Genomic DNA, 14,944 nt, shown 5'->3' with positions numbered 1-14,944 from the left:
TGCCAGCGCCGCCAGGCCGCCGGGCGGGAAGTCTGCGGCCGGGCTGGCCGCCGCCGCACCCGAAGCCGCGTCCGCCGCGGCGGGGGCCTCGGCCGGCGGCTTGTCGGTGCCGGCGAACAGGCCCAGCGCACGCTGCGCCGTCACCTGCAGCTGCTGCATGGTGGCGGGGTTGTCGGGCGGGGAGGCCAGCTTGGCGTAGCGGCGCGCGGCCTGCTCGCGCGCGGCCGGGTCCAGCAGTGCCTCGCGCAGGCGCAGCCAGCCGTCGATGCGGTCCTGCTCGTCCACCGGGATGCGCAGGAAGCGGAAGGACTCGTTAGGGTTGTCGCGCATGCCCGCGAGCAGCACGCGCTGGCCGTCGATCTCCACCGGCAGCTGGTAGTTGTTGAACTCGCGCGCCTGGCCGCTGGCGTCGCGCAGCTTGTAGCTCACCGAGGGGCCGATGTTCTGCAGGTGCTTGTCGCCCTGCGACTTGGCGCCGGAGCCCAGGTGCTTCTGCAGCGAGTCGGCCAGGTCCACCTTGCGCACGTCGGTGCCGGAGTCGCCGGCGCCGCCCAGGTTCTCGACGTTGATCACGCGCAGCCCCGTGAGCTCCAGCGTGTAGGGCTGGCCCGCCTTGTCCAGCGGCGTGCTGTCGCCCACGGTGCCGGCGACGGTGAAGGGCTTGATGTCGGGGCGCAGCGGCACGGCCTGCAGCTTCAGCTGCGAGCCGCCGTCGTCGAAGCTGCTCTGGTAGATGGCGATGCCGCGATGGAAGGCGGGCTCGTTGACCTTGACGGTGGCGGGCGTCGCCTGGCCGGTCTGGTGGTCGTGGATCACGATCTCGCTGGCGAAGAGCTTGGGCATGCCCGTGTCGTAGTACTCGACGATGAACTTCTTGAGCTCGATGTCGAAGGGCAGGTCCTGCAACACCACGCCGTCGGACATGTTCAGCACCGCGGTGCCGGCACGCGCGCCCTCGGGCACCAGCAGGTTGCCGCGGAAGGTGGGGTTGGCCGGGGAGAGCCGGTGCTCCGGCTTGACGTCGCGGATCAGCCCGCCGCCCTGGTACGGCTGCTTGCCCAGCAGCAGCATCTGCGCGCGCACGATCAGGTCGCCGTCGAAGAGGCCGCCCAGGCAGATCAGCACGATGGCCGAGTGCGCGGCGATGTAGCCGAGCTTGTTGGCCGCGCCCTTGCGCGCGGCGATCATGGTGCCGCCCTCGCGCTGCTGCACCCGGGCCTTCCAGCCGTTGCCCGCCAACAGCGCCGACAGCCGCTGCAGGCTGGCCTGCGGCGTCTCGCCCGGCAGCACGCCCTGCGCCTTGTGGTGGAAAGCCTTGAGCGCCGACTCGCGCACGTTCTCCTTGAACGAGCGCATGTCGGCCAGGAAGCGCGGCGTGTTGCGCGCGATGCACAGGCTGGTGGAGATCACCAGGAAGGCCAGGATCAGCAGGAACCACCAGGCGCTGTAGACGCTGTAGAGGTTCACCGCGCCGAACACCTCGGACCAGAAAGGCCCGAACTGGTTGACGTAGTTGTTGAGCGGCTCGTGCTGCTTGACCACGGTGCCGATCACCGAGGCAATGCAGATCACGGTCAGCAGCGCGATGGCAAAGCGCATCGACGACACCAGCTCGAGGGTGTCGCGCAGCCGCTGCTGAGGCGCGCGCGCGGCGGGGGCGGAGACGGTCATCGCGGGATTGTCCGGGTCAGTGCATGGTCCGCGCTTGATAACGGTCAAGCGCGCAAGGTCAGTCCGGCACCATCAAAAAAGGCCGGTGCAAGACCGGCCTTCGGGGGTACTGCGGGAGTCAGCGCGCGAACGCCGCGGCTTCAGCGCAGCCCGGCGATGTAGTCGGAAACCGCCTTGATCTCGCGGTCGTTCATCTTGGCGGCCACGCCCGTCATCTGGGCGCTGTTGGCACGGGTGCCGGCGCGGAAGGCGTTGAGCTGCGAGGCGGTGTACTCGGCGTGCTGGCCCGACAGGCGCGGGTACTGCGCGGGGATGCCGGCGCCCGAGGGGCTGTGGCAGCCGGCGCAGGCGGGGATGTTGCGCTCGGCGATGCCGCCGCGGTAGATCTTCTCGCCCAGCTGCACCAGTTCCTTGTCGGTGGCCGCGCCCGGCTCGGCCTGTTTGCTGGCGTAGAAGGCGGCGACGTTGCGCATGTCTTCTTCGCTCAGCGCGGCGGCCATGCCCTGCATGATCGGGTTCTGGCGCTTGCCGGCCTTGAATTCGGTCAGCTGCTTGACCAGGTACTCGGGATGCTGGCCCTGCAGGATCGGGTTGGCCGAGATGCCGCGCGTGCCGTCGGCGGCGTGGCAAGCGGCGCAGACCTGGGCGGTGGCCTGGCCCTTGGCCAGGTCCGGCTTGGCGGGGGCCGCCGGCTCGGCAGCCATCAGGGGCGTCGCCAGAGCGAGCGCAAGGGCCGGCGCAAGCGCCGTCTGGAGGGTGCGTGCAAGGATCGACTTCATTGGTAGGGCTGCCGAAAGGGTCAATGGGGGCAAACCTTGAAATTTTACAATGCCTCATGCACACGTCCCTTACACCGGTGGCCCCGGATGCCAAGTCCGCACTTTCCTGGGCCCACACGGCGCGCTTCCTCACCACTGCCAGCCGGCTCGACCAGCTGCCCGTGACCGAGCTGCCCGAGATTGCCTTCGTCGGCCGCAGCAACGCCGGCAAGTCCACGGCGATCAACACGCTGGCGCAGCAGAAGCGCCTGGCCTTCGCCTCCAAGACACCCGGGCGCACGCAGCACATCAACCTGTTCCACCTGGGGCCGAAGGACGCGCCCGACGCGGTCTTCGCCGACCTGCCCGGCTACGGCTACGCCGCCGTGGAGCGCACGGCCAAGCTGCGCTGGCAGCAGGTGATGGCCGACTACCTGGAGGTGCGGCGCAACCTTGCCGGCGTGGTGCTGATGGTGGACTCGCGGCTGGGCTTCACCGACCTGGACCGGCAACTGCTGGACTTCGTCGCCCCGCGCGTGCAGACCGGCGAAGTGAAGCTGCTGGTGCTGCTGACGAAGGCCGACAAGCTTTCGCGCAAGGAGGCCGACGCCTCGCTGCGCGCCGTCTCCGAGGTGCTGGGCGAGATCAGCACCGAGGCGGCCGATATCGGCGTGCTGCTGTTCTCGGCGCTGAAGAAGTCCGGGCTGGGCGACGCGGCGCTGGCGCTGCGCGAGTGGACGCTGTCGCACGTGCGCGTGGAGGCGCCGGAGCCGAGCACGGTGCCGCCGGAAGCCGGGGAAACCGTTGCGGCGACACCGCCAGCCGAGGGCTGACGCTTCACGGCCACGTGTATTGCGTGGCGGACCAGAGAACGAAAAAAGCCCGCGGCTCTCGCCGCGGGCTTTTTGTTGGCTCGGAAGGCTTTCCGGGCTCAGGACATTACATGTCCATGCCCATGCCGCCCATGCCGCCCATGCCGCCGGCCGGGGCCGGGGCCTCGTCCTTCGGGGCTTCGGCGACCATGGCCTCGGTGGTCAGCATCAGCGACGCGACGGACGCGGCGTTCTGCAGCGCGGTGCGGGTGACCTTGGTGGGATCCAGGATGCCCATCTCGATCATGTCGCCATACGTGTCGTTGGCGGCGTTGAAGCCGTAGTTGCCGGAACCGGCCAGCACGGCGTTCACGACCACGCTCGGCTCGCCACCGGCGTTGGACACGATCTCGCGCAGCGGGGCTTCGATGGCCTTCAGGACCAGCTTGACGCCGGCGTCCTGATCGGCGTTGTCGCCCTTGATCTCGCCGGCAGCCTGGCGGGCACGCAGCAGGGCCACGCCGCCGCCGGCGACGATGCCTTCTTCAACGGCGGCACGGGTGGCGTGCAGCGCGTCTTCCACGCGGGCCTTCTTCTCCTTCATCTCGACTTCGGTGGCGGCACCGACCTTGATGACGGCCACGCCGCCAGCCAGCTTGGCCACGCGCTCTTGCAGCTTCTCGCGGTCGTAGTCGCTGGTGGCTTCCTCGATCTGGATGCGGATCTGCTTGACGCGGGCTTCGATGTCCGCGGCAGCGCCGGCGCCGTCGATGATGGTGGTGTTTTCCTTGCCCACTTCGACGCGCTTGGCCTGGCCCAGGTCGTTCAGCGTGACCTTCTCCAGCGTCAGGCCCACTTCCTCGGCGATGACCTTGCCGCCCGTCAGGATGGCGATGTCTTCCAGCATGGCCTTGCGGCGGTCACCGAAGCCCGGCGCCTTGACGGCCACGACCTTCAGGATGCCGCGGATGGTGTTGACCACCAGCGTGGCCAGCGCCTCGCCCTCGACGTCCTCGGCAATGATCAGCAGCGGACGGCCGGCCTTGGCCACTTGCTCCAGCGTGGGCAGCAGGTCGCGGATGTTGCTGATCTTCTTGTCGAACAGCAGCACGAACGGGTTCTCGAGGATCGCCGACTGCTTCTCGGGGTTGTTGATGAAGTAGGGCGACAGGTAGCCGCGGTCGAACTGCATGCCTTCCACGACATCCAGCTCGTTGTCCAGGCTCTTGCCGTCTTCGACGGTGATCACGCCTTCCTTGCCGACCTTGTCCATGGCCGAGGCGATGATCTGGCCGATCGACTCGTCGGAGTTGGCGGAGATGGCGCCGACCTGGGCGATTTCCTTGGAGGTCGTGGTGGCCTTCGAAGCGGCCTTCAGCTGCTCGACCAGGGCGGTAACCGCCTTGTCGATGCCGCGCTTCAGGTCCATCGGGTTCATGCCGGCGGCCACGTACTTCATGCCTTCGCGCACGATGGCCTGGGCCAGCACGGTGGCGGTGGTGGTGCCGTCACCGGCGTTGTCGCTGGTCTTGGAAGCGACTTCCTTGACCATCTGCGCGCCCATGTTCTGGAGCTTGTCCTTGAGCTCGATCTCCTTGGCCACGGACACGCCGTCCTTGGTCACGGTCGGGGCGCCGAAGGAGCGCTCCAGCACCACGTTGCGGCCCTTGGGACCCAGGGTGACCTTCACGGCGTTGGCCAGGACATTCACGCCCTCGACCATGCGGGCACGGGCTTCACCGCCGAACACGACGTCTTTAGCTGCCATTGGAATTCTCCGGATTCAGTAGATGCGGTAGGGAGCGGGGAGCGATTACTTCTCGACGACGGCGAAGAGGTCTTCCTCGCGCATCACCAGCAGCTCGTCGCCATCGACCTTCACGGTCTGGCCGCTGTACTTGCCGAACAGCACGCGGTCGCCCACCTGGATGTTCAGGGCCACGAACTCGCCCTTGTCGTTGCGCTTGCCCGGACCGACGGCCAGTACCTCGCCCTGGTCGGGCTTTTCCGCGGCGTTGTCGGGGATCACGATGCCCGAGGCCGTACGGGTTTCGTTTTCGAGACGCTTGACGATCACGCGGTCATGCAACGGACGAAGTTTCATTGCTTCTCCTTGGTTCGCTCTTGGAGGTTGAAAGCACGCCAACCTGGCGTGCCTTGCAAAGTGGCAACCGGCCACACCGACCGGCTGTTAGCACTCACCGGTGGCGAGTGCTAGCGAAACGGATTATAGGGACGGCCGTTCCGGCTTCAAGGGGTTCGGTGTGTCAGTTCGGGAAATCCTGCGGGTCGTCCTCGACGCCGGGGGGCGCGCCGTCGCGGCCTCGGTCGGGAACGCGGTAGTCCTCGCGCGCCCAGGCACCGAGGTCGATCTCGCGGCAGCGCTGGCTGCAGAAGGGGCGCCAGCGGTTGGACGGCTCGAAGGCCGCGGGCTGGCCGCAGTGGGGACAGGGAACGAGGCGGGACGCAGTCATGGCACCGAAGCTGGAGGCGCCGGGGCGGCGCACAAGACGGGGAGGGAAAGGCGCCGGCGCGCGCGGGCCGCGGCGGCGGAATCAGCGGGGCGTGGATTCTTTCACGCGGCCGGACACCATCCGCGCCAGAGGGCCTGCACCTGCAGCGCCAGCGCTTCCAGGCTCAGCCCCTCGTTGAAGAGCACGGCGTCGGCGATGGCGCGGCGCCGCGCCCGCGGCGCCTGCTGCGCGATGACGCGCCGCACCGTGTCCTCGCTCCACTGCGAGCGCTGCATCACGCGCTGCACCTGCGTCTGCTCGCTGCAGTCCACCACCAGCACGCGCTGCACGCGCGCGCGCCAGTGCAGCGACTCGGTCAGCAGCGGCACGTCGAAGACGCGCGGCGCATCGCCGGCGGCCTCGCTGCGCCGCTGCACCTCGGCGCCGATCATCGGGTGCAGGATGCCTTCGAGCTGCTGCCGCGCCACCGCGTCGGCGAACACGCGCTGGCGCATCCAGGCGCGGTCCAGCGCGCCGTCGGCGCCGATGGCCTGCGCGCCGAACAGCGCGGCGATGGCGGGCAGCGCCGCGCCGCCCGGCGCGGTGAGCTCGCGCGAGATGGCGTCGGTGTCGAGCACCACCGCGCCCAGCTCCGCCAGCATCGCCGCCACCGTGCTCTTGCCGCTGCCAATGCCGCCGGTGAGGCCGATGCGCAGCGGCGTCGCGGTGGTGGTGGCGGGAGATGTGGAAGTCGTCGTCATCACAAGGTCCATCCGATCCAGCCCAGTACGGGCCGCGAGCCGGCCAGCAGCACCACCAGCCCGGCGCCGGCCAGGAAGGGGCCGAAGGGCACGTAGCCGCCTTCGCGCAGCGAGTGCGTGAGCTTCATGACGATGCCCACGAGGGCGCCCAGCAGCGAGGCCATCAGCAGCATGGGCACGATCATCCACGCGCCGAACCAGGCGCCCAGCGCGGCCATGAGCTTGAAGTCGCCGTAGCCCATGCCTTCCTTGCCCGTGGCGAGCTTGAACAGCCAGTACGCCGACCACAGCGAAAGGTAGCCCGCCACTGCGCCCCACAGCGCCTGCGGCAGCGGCAGCGTCCAGCCCAGCGCCGCGGCCACCAGGCCGGCCCACAGCAGCGGCAGCGTCAGCGCATCGGGCAGCAGCGTGGTGTCCCAGTCGATGAGCGCCGCGGCCAGCAGCACCGCCCCCACCGCGCACCACAGCAGCGCCGCCGGCTGGGCCTCGAAGCGCGCGCCGATGGCGGCAAAGAGCAGCGCCGTGCCGGCTTCCACCAGCGGGTAGCGCGCCGAGATGCGCTCGCCGCAGGCGGCGCAGCGTCCGCGCCGCTTGAGCCAGCCCAGCAGCGGCAGGTTGTCGTGCCAGGCGATGGGCGTGCCGCAGTGCGGGCAGCGCGAGCCGGGGCGCGACAGCGACAGCACCGGCAGCGCCTCCAGCGCCTGCCGCAGCGCACCGGTGGCTTCCACCAGCGCGGACGAGGGTGCCCGGCCCAGCGTGCGCACGTGCGAATCGGCGTCCGCCAACTGCTCGGCCGTGTCCTGCCACCACTGGCGCTCCAGCATGGGTGGCAGCCGATGCACGACCACGTTGAGAAAGCTGCCGATGCACAGCCCCAGCAGGGCCAGCGGCAGCGGGTGCAGCAGCGGCTGCAGGAACAGCAAATCCATCAGACGATGGCTCCCAGCTTGAACACGGGCAGGTACATCGACACCACGATGCCGCCGATGAGCGAGCCCAGCACCACGATCACCGCGGGCTCCATGAGGCTGGCCAGCCCGCGCGCGGACTCGTCCACTTCGTTTTCGTAGAACTCGGCCGCCTTGGCCAGCATGGCGTCGAGCGTGCCCGTCTCCTCGCCGATGGCCGTGAGCTGCAGCACCAGCCCCGGAAACACCGTGCCGGCCTGCAGCGCGGCGCTGAGCGCCGTGCCGCTGGCCACCGCCTTGCGAGCCTGCGCCGTGGCGCGAGCCACCACCGCGTTGCCGGCCGCCGCGCCGGCCGAAGGCAGCGCCTCCACCAGCGGCACGCCGGCGGCGAAGAGCGTGGAGAGCGTGCGCGTCCAGCGCGCCAGCACGGACTTGAACACCAGGTCGCCGAACACCGGCGTCTTCAGCAGCAGCGCCTCGGCGCCGTCGCGCAGCCGCTGCGAGCGGCGCCAGGCCTGCATGAAGCCCGCCGTGCTGCCGGCCAGCAGTGTCAGCATCAGGGGCCACCAGGCGACGAAGAGCTCGGAGAGCCGGATTACGAAGCGCGTGGGCGCGGGCAGGTCGGCGCCGAAGGACTGGAACACGTCCGTGAAGGCCGGGATGACCAGCACCAGGATCAGCGCCAGCACCAGCGCCGACACTGCCAGCACCGTCACGGGATAGAACAGCGCCGCGCGGATGCGGGCCTGCAGCGCCAGCGTCTTCTCCTCGTGCAGCGCCAGCCGTTCCAGCAGCGGCTCCAGCACGCCGCCGCTTTCGCCGGCCTGCACCGAGTTGCAGTAGAGCGCGCCGAAGTGCTGCGGGTGCTTGCGCAACGCCGCGGAGAGGCTGGTACCGGTCTCGATGTCGGCGCGAATGCCCTGCAGCAGCCGCGTCAGGCGCGGGTTGGCGCTGCCGCGCGCGACGATGTCAAAGGCCTGTAGCAGCGGCACGCCGGCGCGCATGAGCGTAGCGAGCTGGCGCGTGAACAGCGCGATGTCCTTGCGCCGGATGGCGCGCCCGCTGGGCAGGCGGCGCTTGCGCACGCGCAGCACCGTGACGCCCTGGCGGCGCAGGTGCGCGCCCACGGCCGCCTCGCCGGCCGAGCGCAACTCGCCGCGCACGGGCTTGCCCTGGCGGTCGCGGCCTTCCCATTCGAAGAGAAATTCCCGGGCCTTCCTTGCCGTGATGCTGGTGGTGCTGGCCATGCGTCCTCCCGGAGGGTGCTCCCGTCTGGCGCGGGGGGTGTGGGGCTGCCGCAGCACGGCGGCGTGGGTCAATCGTTGGTGACGGCGATGACTTCCTCCAGTGACGTCACCCCGGCGCGCACCTTCACCAGGCCGGCCTGGCGCAGGTCGCGCACGCCCTCACGCCGGGCCTGCTGCGCCAGGTCCAGAGCCGTGCCCTGGGCCAGGATCAGGCGCTGCAGCGCCTCACTCACCGGCATCACCTGGTACAGGCCGACACGGCCCTTGTAGCCATTGTTGCAGGCGACACAGCCCACGGCCCGGTACGGTTGCCAGCGGTCGTCGAGCTCCCCGGGCGCGAAGCCGGCCTGCAGCAGCGCCTCGCGCGACAGCGCTGCCGGCACCTTGCACTGTTCGCACAAGCGCCGCGCCAGGCGCTGTGCCGTGATCAGCAGCACGCTAGAGGCGACGTTGAAGGGCGCCACGCCCATGTGCAGCAGCCGCGTGAGCGTCGAAGGCGCGTCGTTGGTGTGCAGCGTGGAGAGCACCAGGTGACCGGTCTGCGCTGCCTTGACGGCGATGTCGGCAGTCTCCAGATCGCGGATTTCGCCCACCATGATCACGTCCGGGTCCTGGCGCAGGAAGGCGCGCAGCGCGGTGGCGAAGGTGAGTCCGGCTTTCTCGTTGACGTCCACCTGGTTGATGCCGGGCAGGCGGATCTCGGCCGGATCCTCCACGGCCGAGATGTTGATGCCGGGACGGTTGAGCAGGTTCAGGCAGGTGTAGAGAGACACCGTCTTGCCCGAGCCGGTGGGGCCGGTGACGAGGACCATGCCGTAGGGGCGGCGGACGGCGTGCAGCAGCCGGGCTTTCTCCTCGGCCTCGTAGCCCAGCGCGTCGATGCCCAGCCGCGCGCTGGAGGCGTCGAGGATGCGGATGACGATCTTTTCGCCAAAGAGCGTGGGCAGCGTGCTGACGCGAAAGTCGATGGTGCGCGTACCTACGGTGAGCTGCATGCGCCCGTCCTGTGGCACGCGCTTTTCGGCGATGTCCAGGCGGCTGATGACCTTGATGCGCGAAGCCAGCTTGTCCTTGATGCCCAGCGGCGGCTGCACCACCTCGCGTAACTCGCCGTCGATGCGAAAGCGCACGCGGTAGTGCGACTCGTAGGGCTCGAAGTGCAGGTCCGAGGCGCGGGCGTTGACCGCGTCGATCAGCATCTTCTGCAGGAAGCGCACCACAGGGGCGTCTTCGACCTCGGCCGAAAGGGCGATGGCCTCGGCCATAGACGCAGGTGAGGGCTCGTCGGCGAGGTCGAACCTGAAGTCGGTGCCGCCGCTGGGTGTGGGCAACTGCTCGGCCGTGGCATTGAGCAGCCGCACGAGCTTGTCGCGCTCGACCACGACCCACTCGGGCGTGAGCTGGGTGGCGAACTTAATGCGCTCGGCCGCGGCCTGATCGGTTGGGTCGTCGCCGCCGATAAAGAGCCGGTTGCCGCGCCGGCCCAGGACGACGACTTGGTGCTGCCGCGCCAGCCGGGTGTCGAGCAGGCCGTGCGGCAGCAGGCGCGTGTCGAAGGCATCGAGGTCCAGCAGCGGCAGTGCCAAGGTACGCGCTAGCGTGTGCGCGAGCGCGCGTGCGGAGATGGCTCCCGCGTCCACGGCGACTGCGGCGAAGCCCAGGCGCTGCTGGCGGGCCGTCTGGGTTAACGCCAAGGCCGTGGTGGCATCAAGCTGGCCGGCATGCACCAGCACGCGGGCGGCACCAGTGAGGGTGGCGGGAATCGCGACAGCGGATGTGTCGATGGGCAAGGCAGTGCGCAGCGGAACGCGGTGGCGGGAGGGGCCATGATCTGCCTAATTTGAAACGAGTCGCAACGCGCGCCAACCCCAATGGACCAAGCGGCCGCAGCTACGCATGTGCGTCGCAACAACCGTGAAGTGCTCTACCGACTCCAGTCAGGAGAAAAGAGAAGGAAATGCCGCGAGGTGGGTATACCGTGATCCCGCGCGACACCTTGCATGTCGCGCCTCCTATCGTCAGGAGCTATGGGAGATACGGAAAGAAATCTGGTCGGGGTGAGAGGATTCGAACCTCCGGCCTCTACGTCCCGAACGTAGCGCTCTACCAGGCTAAGCTACACCCCGATGTTCAAGACAGACGTCTCTGTCTGCCTCAACATTTTCTATTCTATCAGATTTATCAGCTGCTGTCCGGAGCGCTTCGTCTTCAGAAGGTCCGGTCAACCGACCGAAAACAAAATTCTAGCAGAGATTTCCGCGCTTCGGAATCGGGCAACGCTTCGAGGCTGGCTCGGGCCTGTTCGGCTTGAGCGCGCGCGGCCTCGCGTGTGGCCTCCAGCGCGCCGGTGCGATGCACGATCTGCACGATGTCAGGCAGCCGCTCGACCTCGCCGTGCTCAATAGCGTGGCGGATCAACAGCCGCTCTTTCTCCGTGCCACGCGCCATGGCGATGAGCAGCGGCAGCGTGGGTTTGCCTTCGCGCAGATCATCGCCCACGTTCTTGCCCAGTTCCTGCGTGTCGCCCTGGTAGTCCAGCAGGTCGTCCACGAGTTGGAAGGCCGTGCCCAGCGAGCGGCCGTAGTCGGCGCAGCGCTCCTCGGTGACAGCGTCGGCCTCGGCCAGCACGGCGCCCAGTCGCGCGCTGGCCTCGAAAAGCTTGGCGGTCTTGTAGCGGATGACGCGCAGATAGTCCTCGATTGCAAGATCGGGGTCGTGCATGTTCATCAGCTGCAGCACTTCGCCCTCGGCGATGACGTTGGTGGCATTGGCCAGCACGTCAAGCACGCGCATGCGGTTGACGGACACCATCATCTGGAAGGCTCGGGAGTACAGGAAGTCGCCTACCAGTACGCTGGCGGCGTTGCCGAATAGGGCATTCGCGGTCTGGCGCCCGCGACGCAGGGAGGACTCATCCACCACATCGTCATGCAACAGTGTGGCGGTGTGGATGAATTCAACGATGGCGGCCAGCGTGAAACGCTCAGGTCCCTCGAAGCCCAGCGCACGCGCGAATAGCAACACCAGGCGTGGGCGGATGCGTTTGCCGCCGGCGCTGATGATGTAGTGCGCGATCTGGTTGATGAGGGCCACGTCGGAGCGCAGGCGCTCGACGATGACAGCATCGACGGTCTGCATCTCCTGCGCCATGAGCTCGTCGGCGGAAGGGGTTGTGGGTGTGGAAGCCGATGAAGTCATGGGTGCTCGAAAAGTCGGCGCGGATTATAGGAAGCGCCTTATGGCAGGCGCCGGACACATGGGACATGGGGTGTGCCGCAAGTCGCACGCCGAGTCGGCCAACCCAGCCGGCAGCTGGGTCATTTCCGATCTTGGGTTAGAATTACGAGTTCCGTGTGTCGGCGATGTTTACCGTGCGCACGGATTCCCAAGAGAAAGGTCACATATGTACGCGGTCATAAAAACCGGCGGTAAGCAATACAAGGTTGCTGTCGGCGAGAAGATCAAGGTAGAACAGATTGCTGCGGACGTGGGCCAGGAGATCGTGATCGACCAGGTTCTGGCTGTCGGCAACGGCGCGGAGCTGAAGGTGGGCACGCCTCTGGTCAGCGGCGCTACCGTCACTGCCACCGTCGTGGCGCACGGCAAGCATGACAAGGTGCGCATCTTCAAGATGCGTCGCCGCAAGCACTACCAGAAGCGCCAAGGTCATCGTCAGACCTTCACCGAAATCCAGATCGGCGCGGTCAACGGCTGATCTTAGTTGCCTCAGGAGAGCTGAACCATGGCACAGAAAAAAGGCGGCGGTTCCACCCGGAACGGCCGTGACTCCAAACCGAAGATGCTGGGCGTGAAGGTGTTCGGCGGCCAAACTATCTCGGCCGGCTCGATCATCGTACGGCAGCGCGGCACCAAGTTCCATGCCGGCACGAACGTCGGCGTAGGTAAGGACCACACCCTGTTTGCCCTCGTGGACGGCCAGGTGTCCTTCGCCACCAAAGGCGCGGCCAACCGCCAGACGGTCTTCGTCACCCCGGTCTGAGCTGGCGTCCTCGTCACCATCCAAGCCCCGGCCCGCCGGGGCTTTGTCATTTCCGACTTGACTATTCTTGCGCCATGAAATTCGTAGATGAAGCCACCATCGATGTCGCTGCGGGCGACGGGGGCGCGGGCTGCGTAAGCTTCCGGCGCGAGAAATTCATCCCCTTTGGCGGACCCAACGGCGGCGACGGCGGTCGCGGCGGCAGCATCTGGGCCGTGGCAGATCGCAACCTCAACACGCTCATCGACTACCGCTATGCGCGCCGCCACGAGGCGCGCAACGGCGAGCCTGGCCGCGGCTCGGACCAGTTTGGCGCCGCAGGCGAGGACATCGTGCTGCGCATGCCGCTGGGCACGATCATCAAGGACGCCGAGACCGACGAGGTTCTTACCGAACTGCTGGTGCCCGATGAGAAGGTGCTGATCTGCAAGGGCGGCGATGGCGGCTTCGGGAACTTGCACTTCAAGAGCAGCACCAATCGCGCACCGCGGCAGAAGACGCCGGGCTGGCCGGGCGAGAGGCGCAAACTCAAGCTGGAGTTGCGCGTGCTGGCCGACGTGGGCCTGTTGGGCATGCCCAATGCGGGCAAGAGCACACTCATTGCCGCCATCTCCAATGCGCGACCCAAGATCGCTGATTACCCCTTCACTACGCTACATCCCAACCTGGGCGTAGTGCGCGTCGGGCCCGAGCAGAGCTTCGTGGTTGCAGACGTGCCGGGGCTGATCGAGGGCGCTGCCGAGGGTGCAGGCCTGGGGCATCAGTTTCTGCGCCACCTGCAGCGCACGCACTTGTTGCTGCACGTGGTGGACCTCGCACCGTTCGACGAAAGCGTGGACCCGGTGGCGCAGGCCAAGGCCATCGTGGCCGAACTCAAGAAGTACGACCCGACGCTGTACGAGAAGCCGCGCTGGCTGGTGCTCAACAAGCTCGACATGATTTCCATGGAGCAGCGGGCCGCGCGCGTGAAGGACTTCGTCAAGCGCTTCAAGTGGAAAGGTCCGGTGTTCGAGATCTCGGCGCTGGCACGTGAGGGTCTGGATCCGCTGCTACGCGCGATCTTTGACCACGTCCAGGCGCATAAGCACCCGGTGGTGCCGGAGGTCGACCCGCGCTTCGACGGGGTGCAGCGCACCGAAGGAGATACGGCATGAGCGAGGTATTGCGACAGGCGCGACGTATCGTCGTCAAGGTCGGCTCCAGCTTGGTCACCAACGATGGCCGTGGCGTGGATGCCGAGGCCATCGGCAACTGGTGCCGGCAGCTCGCGGCGCTGGCACAGCAGGGGCGTGAAGTCATCATGGTTTCCAGCGGTGCCATTGCCGAAGGCATGAAGCGCTTGGGATGGACGGCGCGTCCGAAGGAACTACATGAGCTGCAGGCCGCCGCCGCCGTCGGCCAGATGGGCTTGGCGCGGATGTACGAGAGCAAGCTGCGCGAGCAGGGCATGGGCAGCGCGCAGGTGCTGCTCACGCATGCCGACCTGGCTGATCGCGAGCGCTATCTCAACGCACGCTCCACGCTGTTGACGCTGCTGTCGCTCAAGGTGATCCCGGTCATCAACGAGAACGACACAGTGGTGACCGACGAGATCAAGTTCGGCGACAACGACACGCTGGGTGCGCTGGTGGCCAACTTGGTGGAGGCCGATGCGCTGGTGATCCTTACCGACCAGCGTGGCCTGTATTCCGCCGATCCACGCAAGAACCCCGATGCTCGCTTCATCGACGAAGCGCCAGCCGGGACGCCGGAGTTGGAGCAGATGGCCGGCGGCGCGGGCAGCAGCATCGGCAAGGGCGGGATGATTACCAAAATCTTGGCCGCCAAGCGCGCCGCGGGCAGTGGTGCTAGCACCGTGATTGCCTATGGTCGCGAGCCCGATGTGCTGTTGCGTCTGGTACAGGGCGAGTCCATTGGCACGGCACTGATCGCTTCGACGCCCAAGCTGGCCGCGCGCAAGCAGTGGATGGCGGATCATTTGCAGTTGCGCGGCGGCGTGATGGTGGACGCGGGTGCCGCGGCCAAGTTGCGCGAGGAGGCAAAGAGCCTGCTGCCCATTGGCGTGGTGGAGGTGCAGGGCGAGTTCCACCGGGGCGATGTCATCGCGGTGCGCGATGCGCAGGGCGTCGAAGTCGCGCGGGGCTTGGCCAACTATTCCAGCGCCGAGGCACGGCTGATCATGCGCAAGCCCTCATCGCAGATCGAGGTGTTGCTGGGCTATGTCAACGAGCCCGAGCTCATCGATCGTGCCAACCTCGTGCTGGCTTGAGAGGAAGATGCGGCGGGCCCAGGTCATCGCGACCAAGCGCTGCGGCGCAGTGTGTGGTGCGGCTC

At 67.7% G+C, this 14,944-nt stretch carries 15 protein-coding genes and 1 tRNA gene; 5 read left to right on the top strand and 11 right to left on the bottom strand.

Annotated features, from left to right (window positions below; all coding sequences use genetic code 11):
- Nucleotides 1-1,671 (bottom strand): cytochrome c biogenesis protein ResB (locus Q0741_RS10680; protein ID WP_298233179.1); only part of this gene is annotated, 1,671 nt, incomplete at its 3' end.
- 140 nt (nucleotides 1,672-1,811) lie between these two features.
- Nucleotides 1,812-2,450, bottom strand: coding sequence for a c-type cytochrome (locus tag Q0741_RS10675; RefSeq protein WP_298233178.1), 639 nt, complete (start codon nucleotides 2,448-2,450; stop codon nucleotides 1,812-1,814).
- Nucleotides 2,451-2,506: 56 nt separating this feature from the next.
- Here Q0741_RS10675 and yihA point away from each other — a divergent pair, with 56 nt between their 5' ends.
- Entirely contained in the window at nucleotides 2,507-3,262 is a 756-nt protein-coding gene (yihA, locus tag Q0741_RS10670) for a ribosome biogenesis GTP-binding protein YihA/YsxC (RefSeq protein WP_298233177.1), read from the top strand.
- A 106-nt stretch (nucleotides 3,263-3,368) separates the two neighbouring features.
- Here the strand turns inward: yihA and groL are convergent, their stop codons facing one another.
- The 9 genes from groL to ispB all read right to left on the bottom strand — a co-directional run bounded on the left by groL (nucleotide 3,369) and on the right by ispB (nucleotide 11,748).
- Complete coding sequence (gene groL / locus Q0741_RS10665; protein ID WP_298233176.1) at nucleotides 3,369-5,009, bottom strand: chaperonin GroEL; 1,641 nt, start codon at nucleotides 5,007-5,009, stop codon at nucleotides 3,369-3,371.
- 45 nt (nucleotides 5,010-5,054) lie between these two features.
- The gene (locus Q0741_RS10660) at nucleotides 5,055-5,345 is read right to left on the bottom strand and encodes a co-chaperone GroES (RefSeq protein ID WP_298233175.1); all 291 of its coding nucleotides are present in this window, start codon (nucleotides 5,343-5,345) and stop codon (nucleotides 5,055-5,057) included.
- A 163-nt stretch (nucleotides 5,346-5,508) separates the two neighbouring features.
- On the bottom strand, nucleotides 5,509-5,715 hold the full coding sequence (locus tag Q0741_RS10655; protein WP_298233174.1) for a DNA gyrase inhibitor YacG: 207 nt from the start codon (nucleotides 5,713-5,715) through the stop codon (nucleotides 5,509-5,511).
- A gap of 101 nt (nucleotides 5,716-5,816) precedes the next feature.
- Nucleotides 5,817-6,455 (bottom strand): dephospho-CoA kinase, encoded by a 639-nt coding sequence (gene coaE / locus Q0741_RS10650; RefSeq protein ID WP_298233173.1) that lies wholly within the window; start codon nucleotides 6,453-6,455, stop codon nucleotides 5,817-5,819.
- Entirely contained in the window at nucleotides 6,455-7,384 is a 930-nt protein-coding gene (locus Q0741_RS10645; RefSeq protein WP_298233172.1) for an A24 family peptidase, read from the bottom strand. The genes coaE and Q0741_RS10645 overlap by 1 nt, the downstream gene beginning before the upstream one ends.
- Nucleotides 7,384-8,610 carry a type II secretion system F family protein gene (locus tag Q0741_RS10640; protein WP_298233171.1) on the bottom strand — a complete coding sequence of 409 codons (1,227 nt, stop codon included), beginning with the start codon at nucleotides 8,608-8,610 and terminating at the stop codon, nucleotides 7,384-7,386. The genes Q0741_RS10645 and Q0741_RS10640 overlap by 1 nt, the downstream gene beginning before the upstream one ends.
- Before the next feature lie 68 nt (nucleotides 8,611-8,678).
- Nucleotides 8,679-10,394: a type IV-A pilus assembly ATPase PilB gene (gene pilB / locus Q0741_RS10635; RefSeq protein WP_298233182.1), complete on the bottom strand. Its 1,716-nt coding sequence runs from the start codon at nucleotides 10,392-10,394 to the stop codon at nucleotides 8,679-8,681.
- A gap of 265 nt (nucleotides 10,395-10,659) precedes the next feature.
- Nucleotides 10,660-10,736, bottom strand: a tRNA-Pro gene (locus Q0741_RS10630).
- Between the two features lie 82 nt (nucleotides 10,737-10,818).
- Nucleotides 10,819-11,748 carry an octaprenyl diphosphate synthase gene (ispB, locus tag Q0741_RS10625; protein ID WP_298233170.1) on the bottom strand — a complete coding sequence of 310 codons (930 nt, stop codon included), beginning with the start codon at nucleotides 11,746-11,748 and terminating at the stop codon, nucleotides 10,819-10,821.
- A 265-nt stretch (nucleotides 11,749-12,013) separates the two neighbouring features.
- On the opposite strand from ispB, the gene rplU reads away from it, so the two are divergent.
- The 4 genes from rplU to proB all read left to right on the top strand — a co-directional run bounded on the left by rplU (nucleotide 12,014) and on the right by proB (nucleotide 14,879).
- Entirely contained in the window at nucleotides 12,014-12,325 is a 312-nt protein-coding gene (rplU, locus tag Q0741_RS10620; RefSeq protein WP_298233181.1) for a 50S ribosomal protein L21, read from the top strand.
- 27 nt (nucleotides 12,326-12,352) lie between these two features.
- On the top strand, nucleotides 12,353-12,610 hold the full coding sequence (rpmA, locus tag Q0741_RS10615; RefSeq protein WP_298233169.1) for a 50S ribosomal protein L27: 258 nt from the start codon (nucleotides 12,353-12,355) through the stop codon (nucleotides 12,608-12,610).
- Nucleotides 12,611-12,684: 74 nt separating this feature from the next.
- Nucleotides 12,685-13,764 (top strand): Obg family GTPase CgtA, encoded by a 1,080-nt coding sequence (gene cgtA / locus Q0741_RS10610; protein ID WP_298233168.1) that lies wholly within the window; start codon nucleotides 12,685-12,687, stop codon nucleotides 13,762-13,764.
- Nucleotides 13,761-14,879, top strand: coding sequence for a glutamate 5-kinase (gene proB, locus Q0741_RS10605; protein WP_298233167.1), 1,119 nt, complete (start codon nucleotides 13,761-13,763; stop codon nucleotides 14,877-14,879). The genes cgtA and proB overlap by 4 nt, the downstream gene beginning before the upstream one ends.
- The last annotated feature ends 65 nt before the right edge of the window (nucleotides 14,880-14,944 follow it).

Source organism: uncultured Azohydromonas sp., from assembly GCF_937926365.1.
Lineage (GTDB): Bacteria > Pseudomonadota > Gammaproteobacteria > Burkholderiales > Burkholderiaceae_C > Azohydromonas.
Note: the sequence above shows the minus strand (reverse complement) of the source record. Positions and strands in the feature narration are given on the sequence as shown.

Excerpts from the sequence above, each read along its gene's own strand:
- Q0741_RS10655 (WP_298233174.1), bottom strand. The coding sequence starts at position 5,715 with ATGACTGCGTCCCGCCTCGTTCCCTGTCCCCACTGCGGCCAGCCCGCG.
- yihA (WP_298233177.1), top strand. The coding sequence starts at position 2,507 with ATGCACACGTCCCTTACACCGGTGGCCCCGGATGCCAAGTCCGCACTT.
- rpmA (WP_298233169.1), top strand. The coding sequence starts at position 12,353 with ATGGCACAGAAAAAAGGCGGCGGTTCCACCCGGAACGGCCGTGACTCC.
- Q0741_RS10675 (WP_298233178.1), bottom strand. The coding sequence starts at position 2,450 with ATGAAGTCGATCCTTGCACGCACCCTCCAGACGGCGCTTGCGCCGGCC.
- rplU (WP_298233181.1), top strand. The coding sequence starts at position 12,014 with ATGTACGCGGTCATAAAAACCGGCGGTAAGCAATACAAGGTTGCTGTC.
- Q0741_RS10640 (WP_298233171.1), bottom strand. The coding sequence starts at position 8,610 with ATGGCCAGCACCACCAGCATCACGGCAAGGAAGGCCCGGGAATTTCTC.
- coaE (WP_298233173.1), bottom strand. The coding sequence starts at position 6,455 with ATGACGACGACTTCCACATCTCCCGCCACCACCACCGCGACGCCGCTG.
- proB (WP_298233167.1), top strand. The coding sequence starts at position 13,761 with ATGAGCGAGGTATTGCGACAGGCGCGACGTATCGTCGTCAAGGTCGGC.
- groL (WP_298233176.1), bottom strand. The coding sequence starts at position 5,009 with ATGGCAGCTAAAGACGTCGTGTTCGGCGGTGAAGCCCGTGCCCGCATG.
- ispB (WP_298233170.1), bottom strand. The coding sequence starts at position 11,748 with ATGCAGACCGTCGATGCTGTCATCGTCGAGCGCCTGCGCTCCGACGTG.
- cgtA (WP_298233168.1), top strand. The coding sequence starts at position 12,685 with ATGAAATTCGTAGATGAAGCCACCATCGATGTCGCTGCGGGCGACGGG.
- Q0741_RS10660 (WP_298233175.1), bottom strand. The coding sequence starts at position 5,345 with ATGAAACTTCGTCCGTTGCATGACCGCGTGATCGTCAAGCGTCTCGAA.
- Q0741_RS10645 (WP_298233172.1), bottom strand. The coding sequence starts at position 7,384 with ATGGATTTGCTGTTCCTGCAGCCGCTGCTGCACCCGCTGCCGCTGGCC.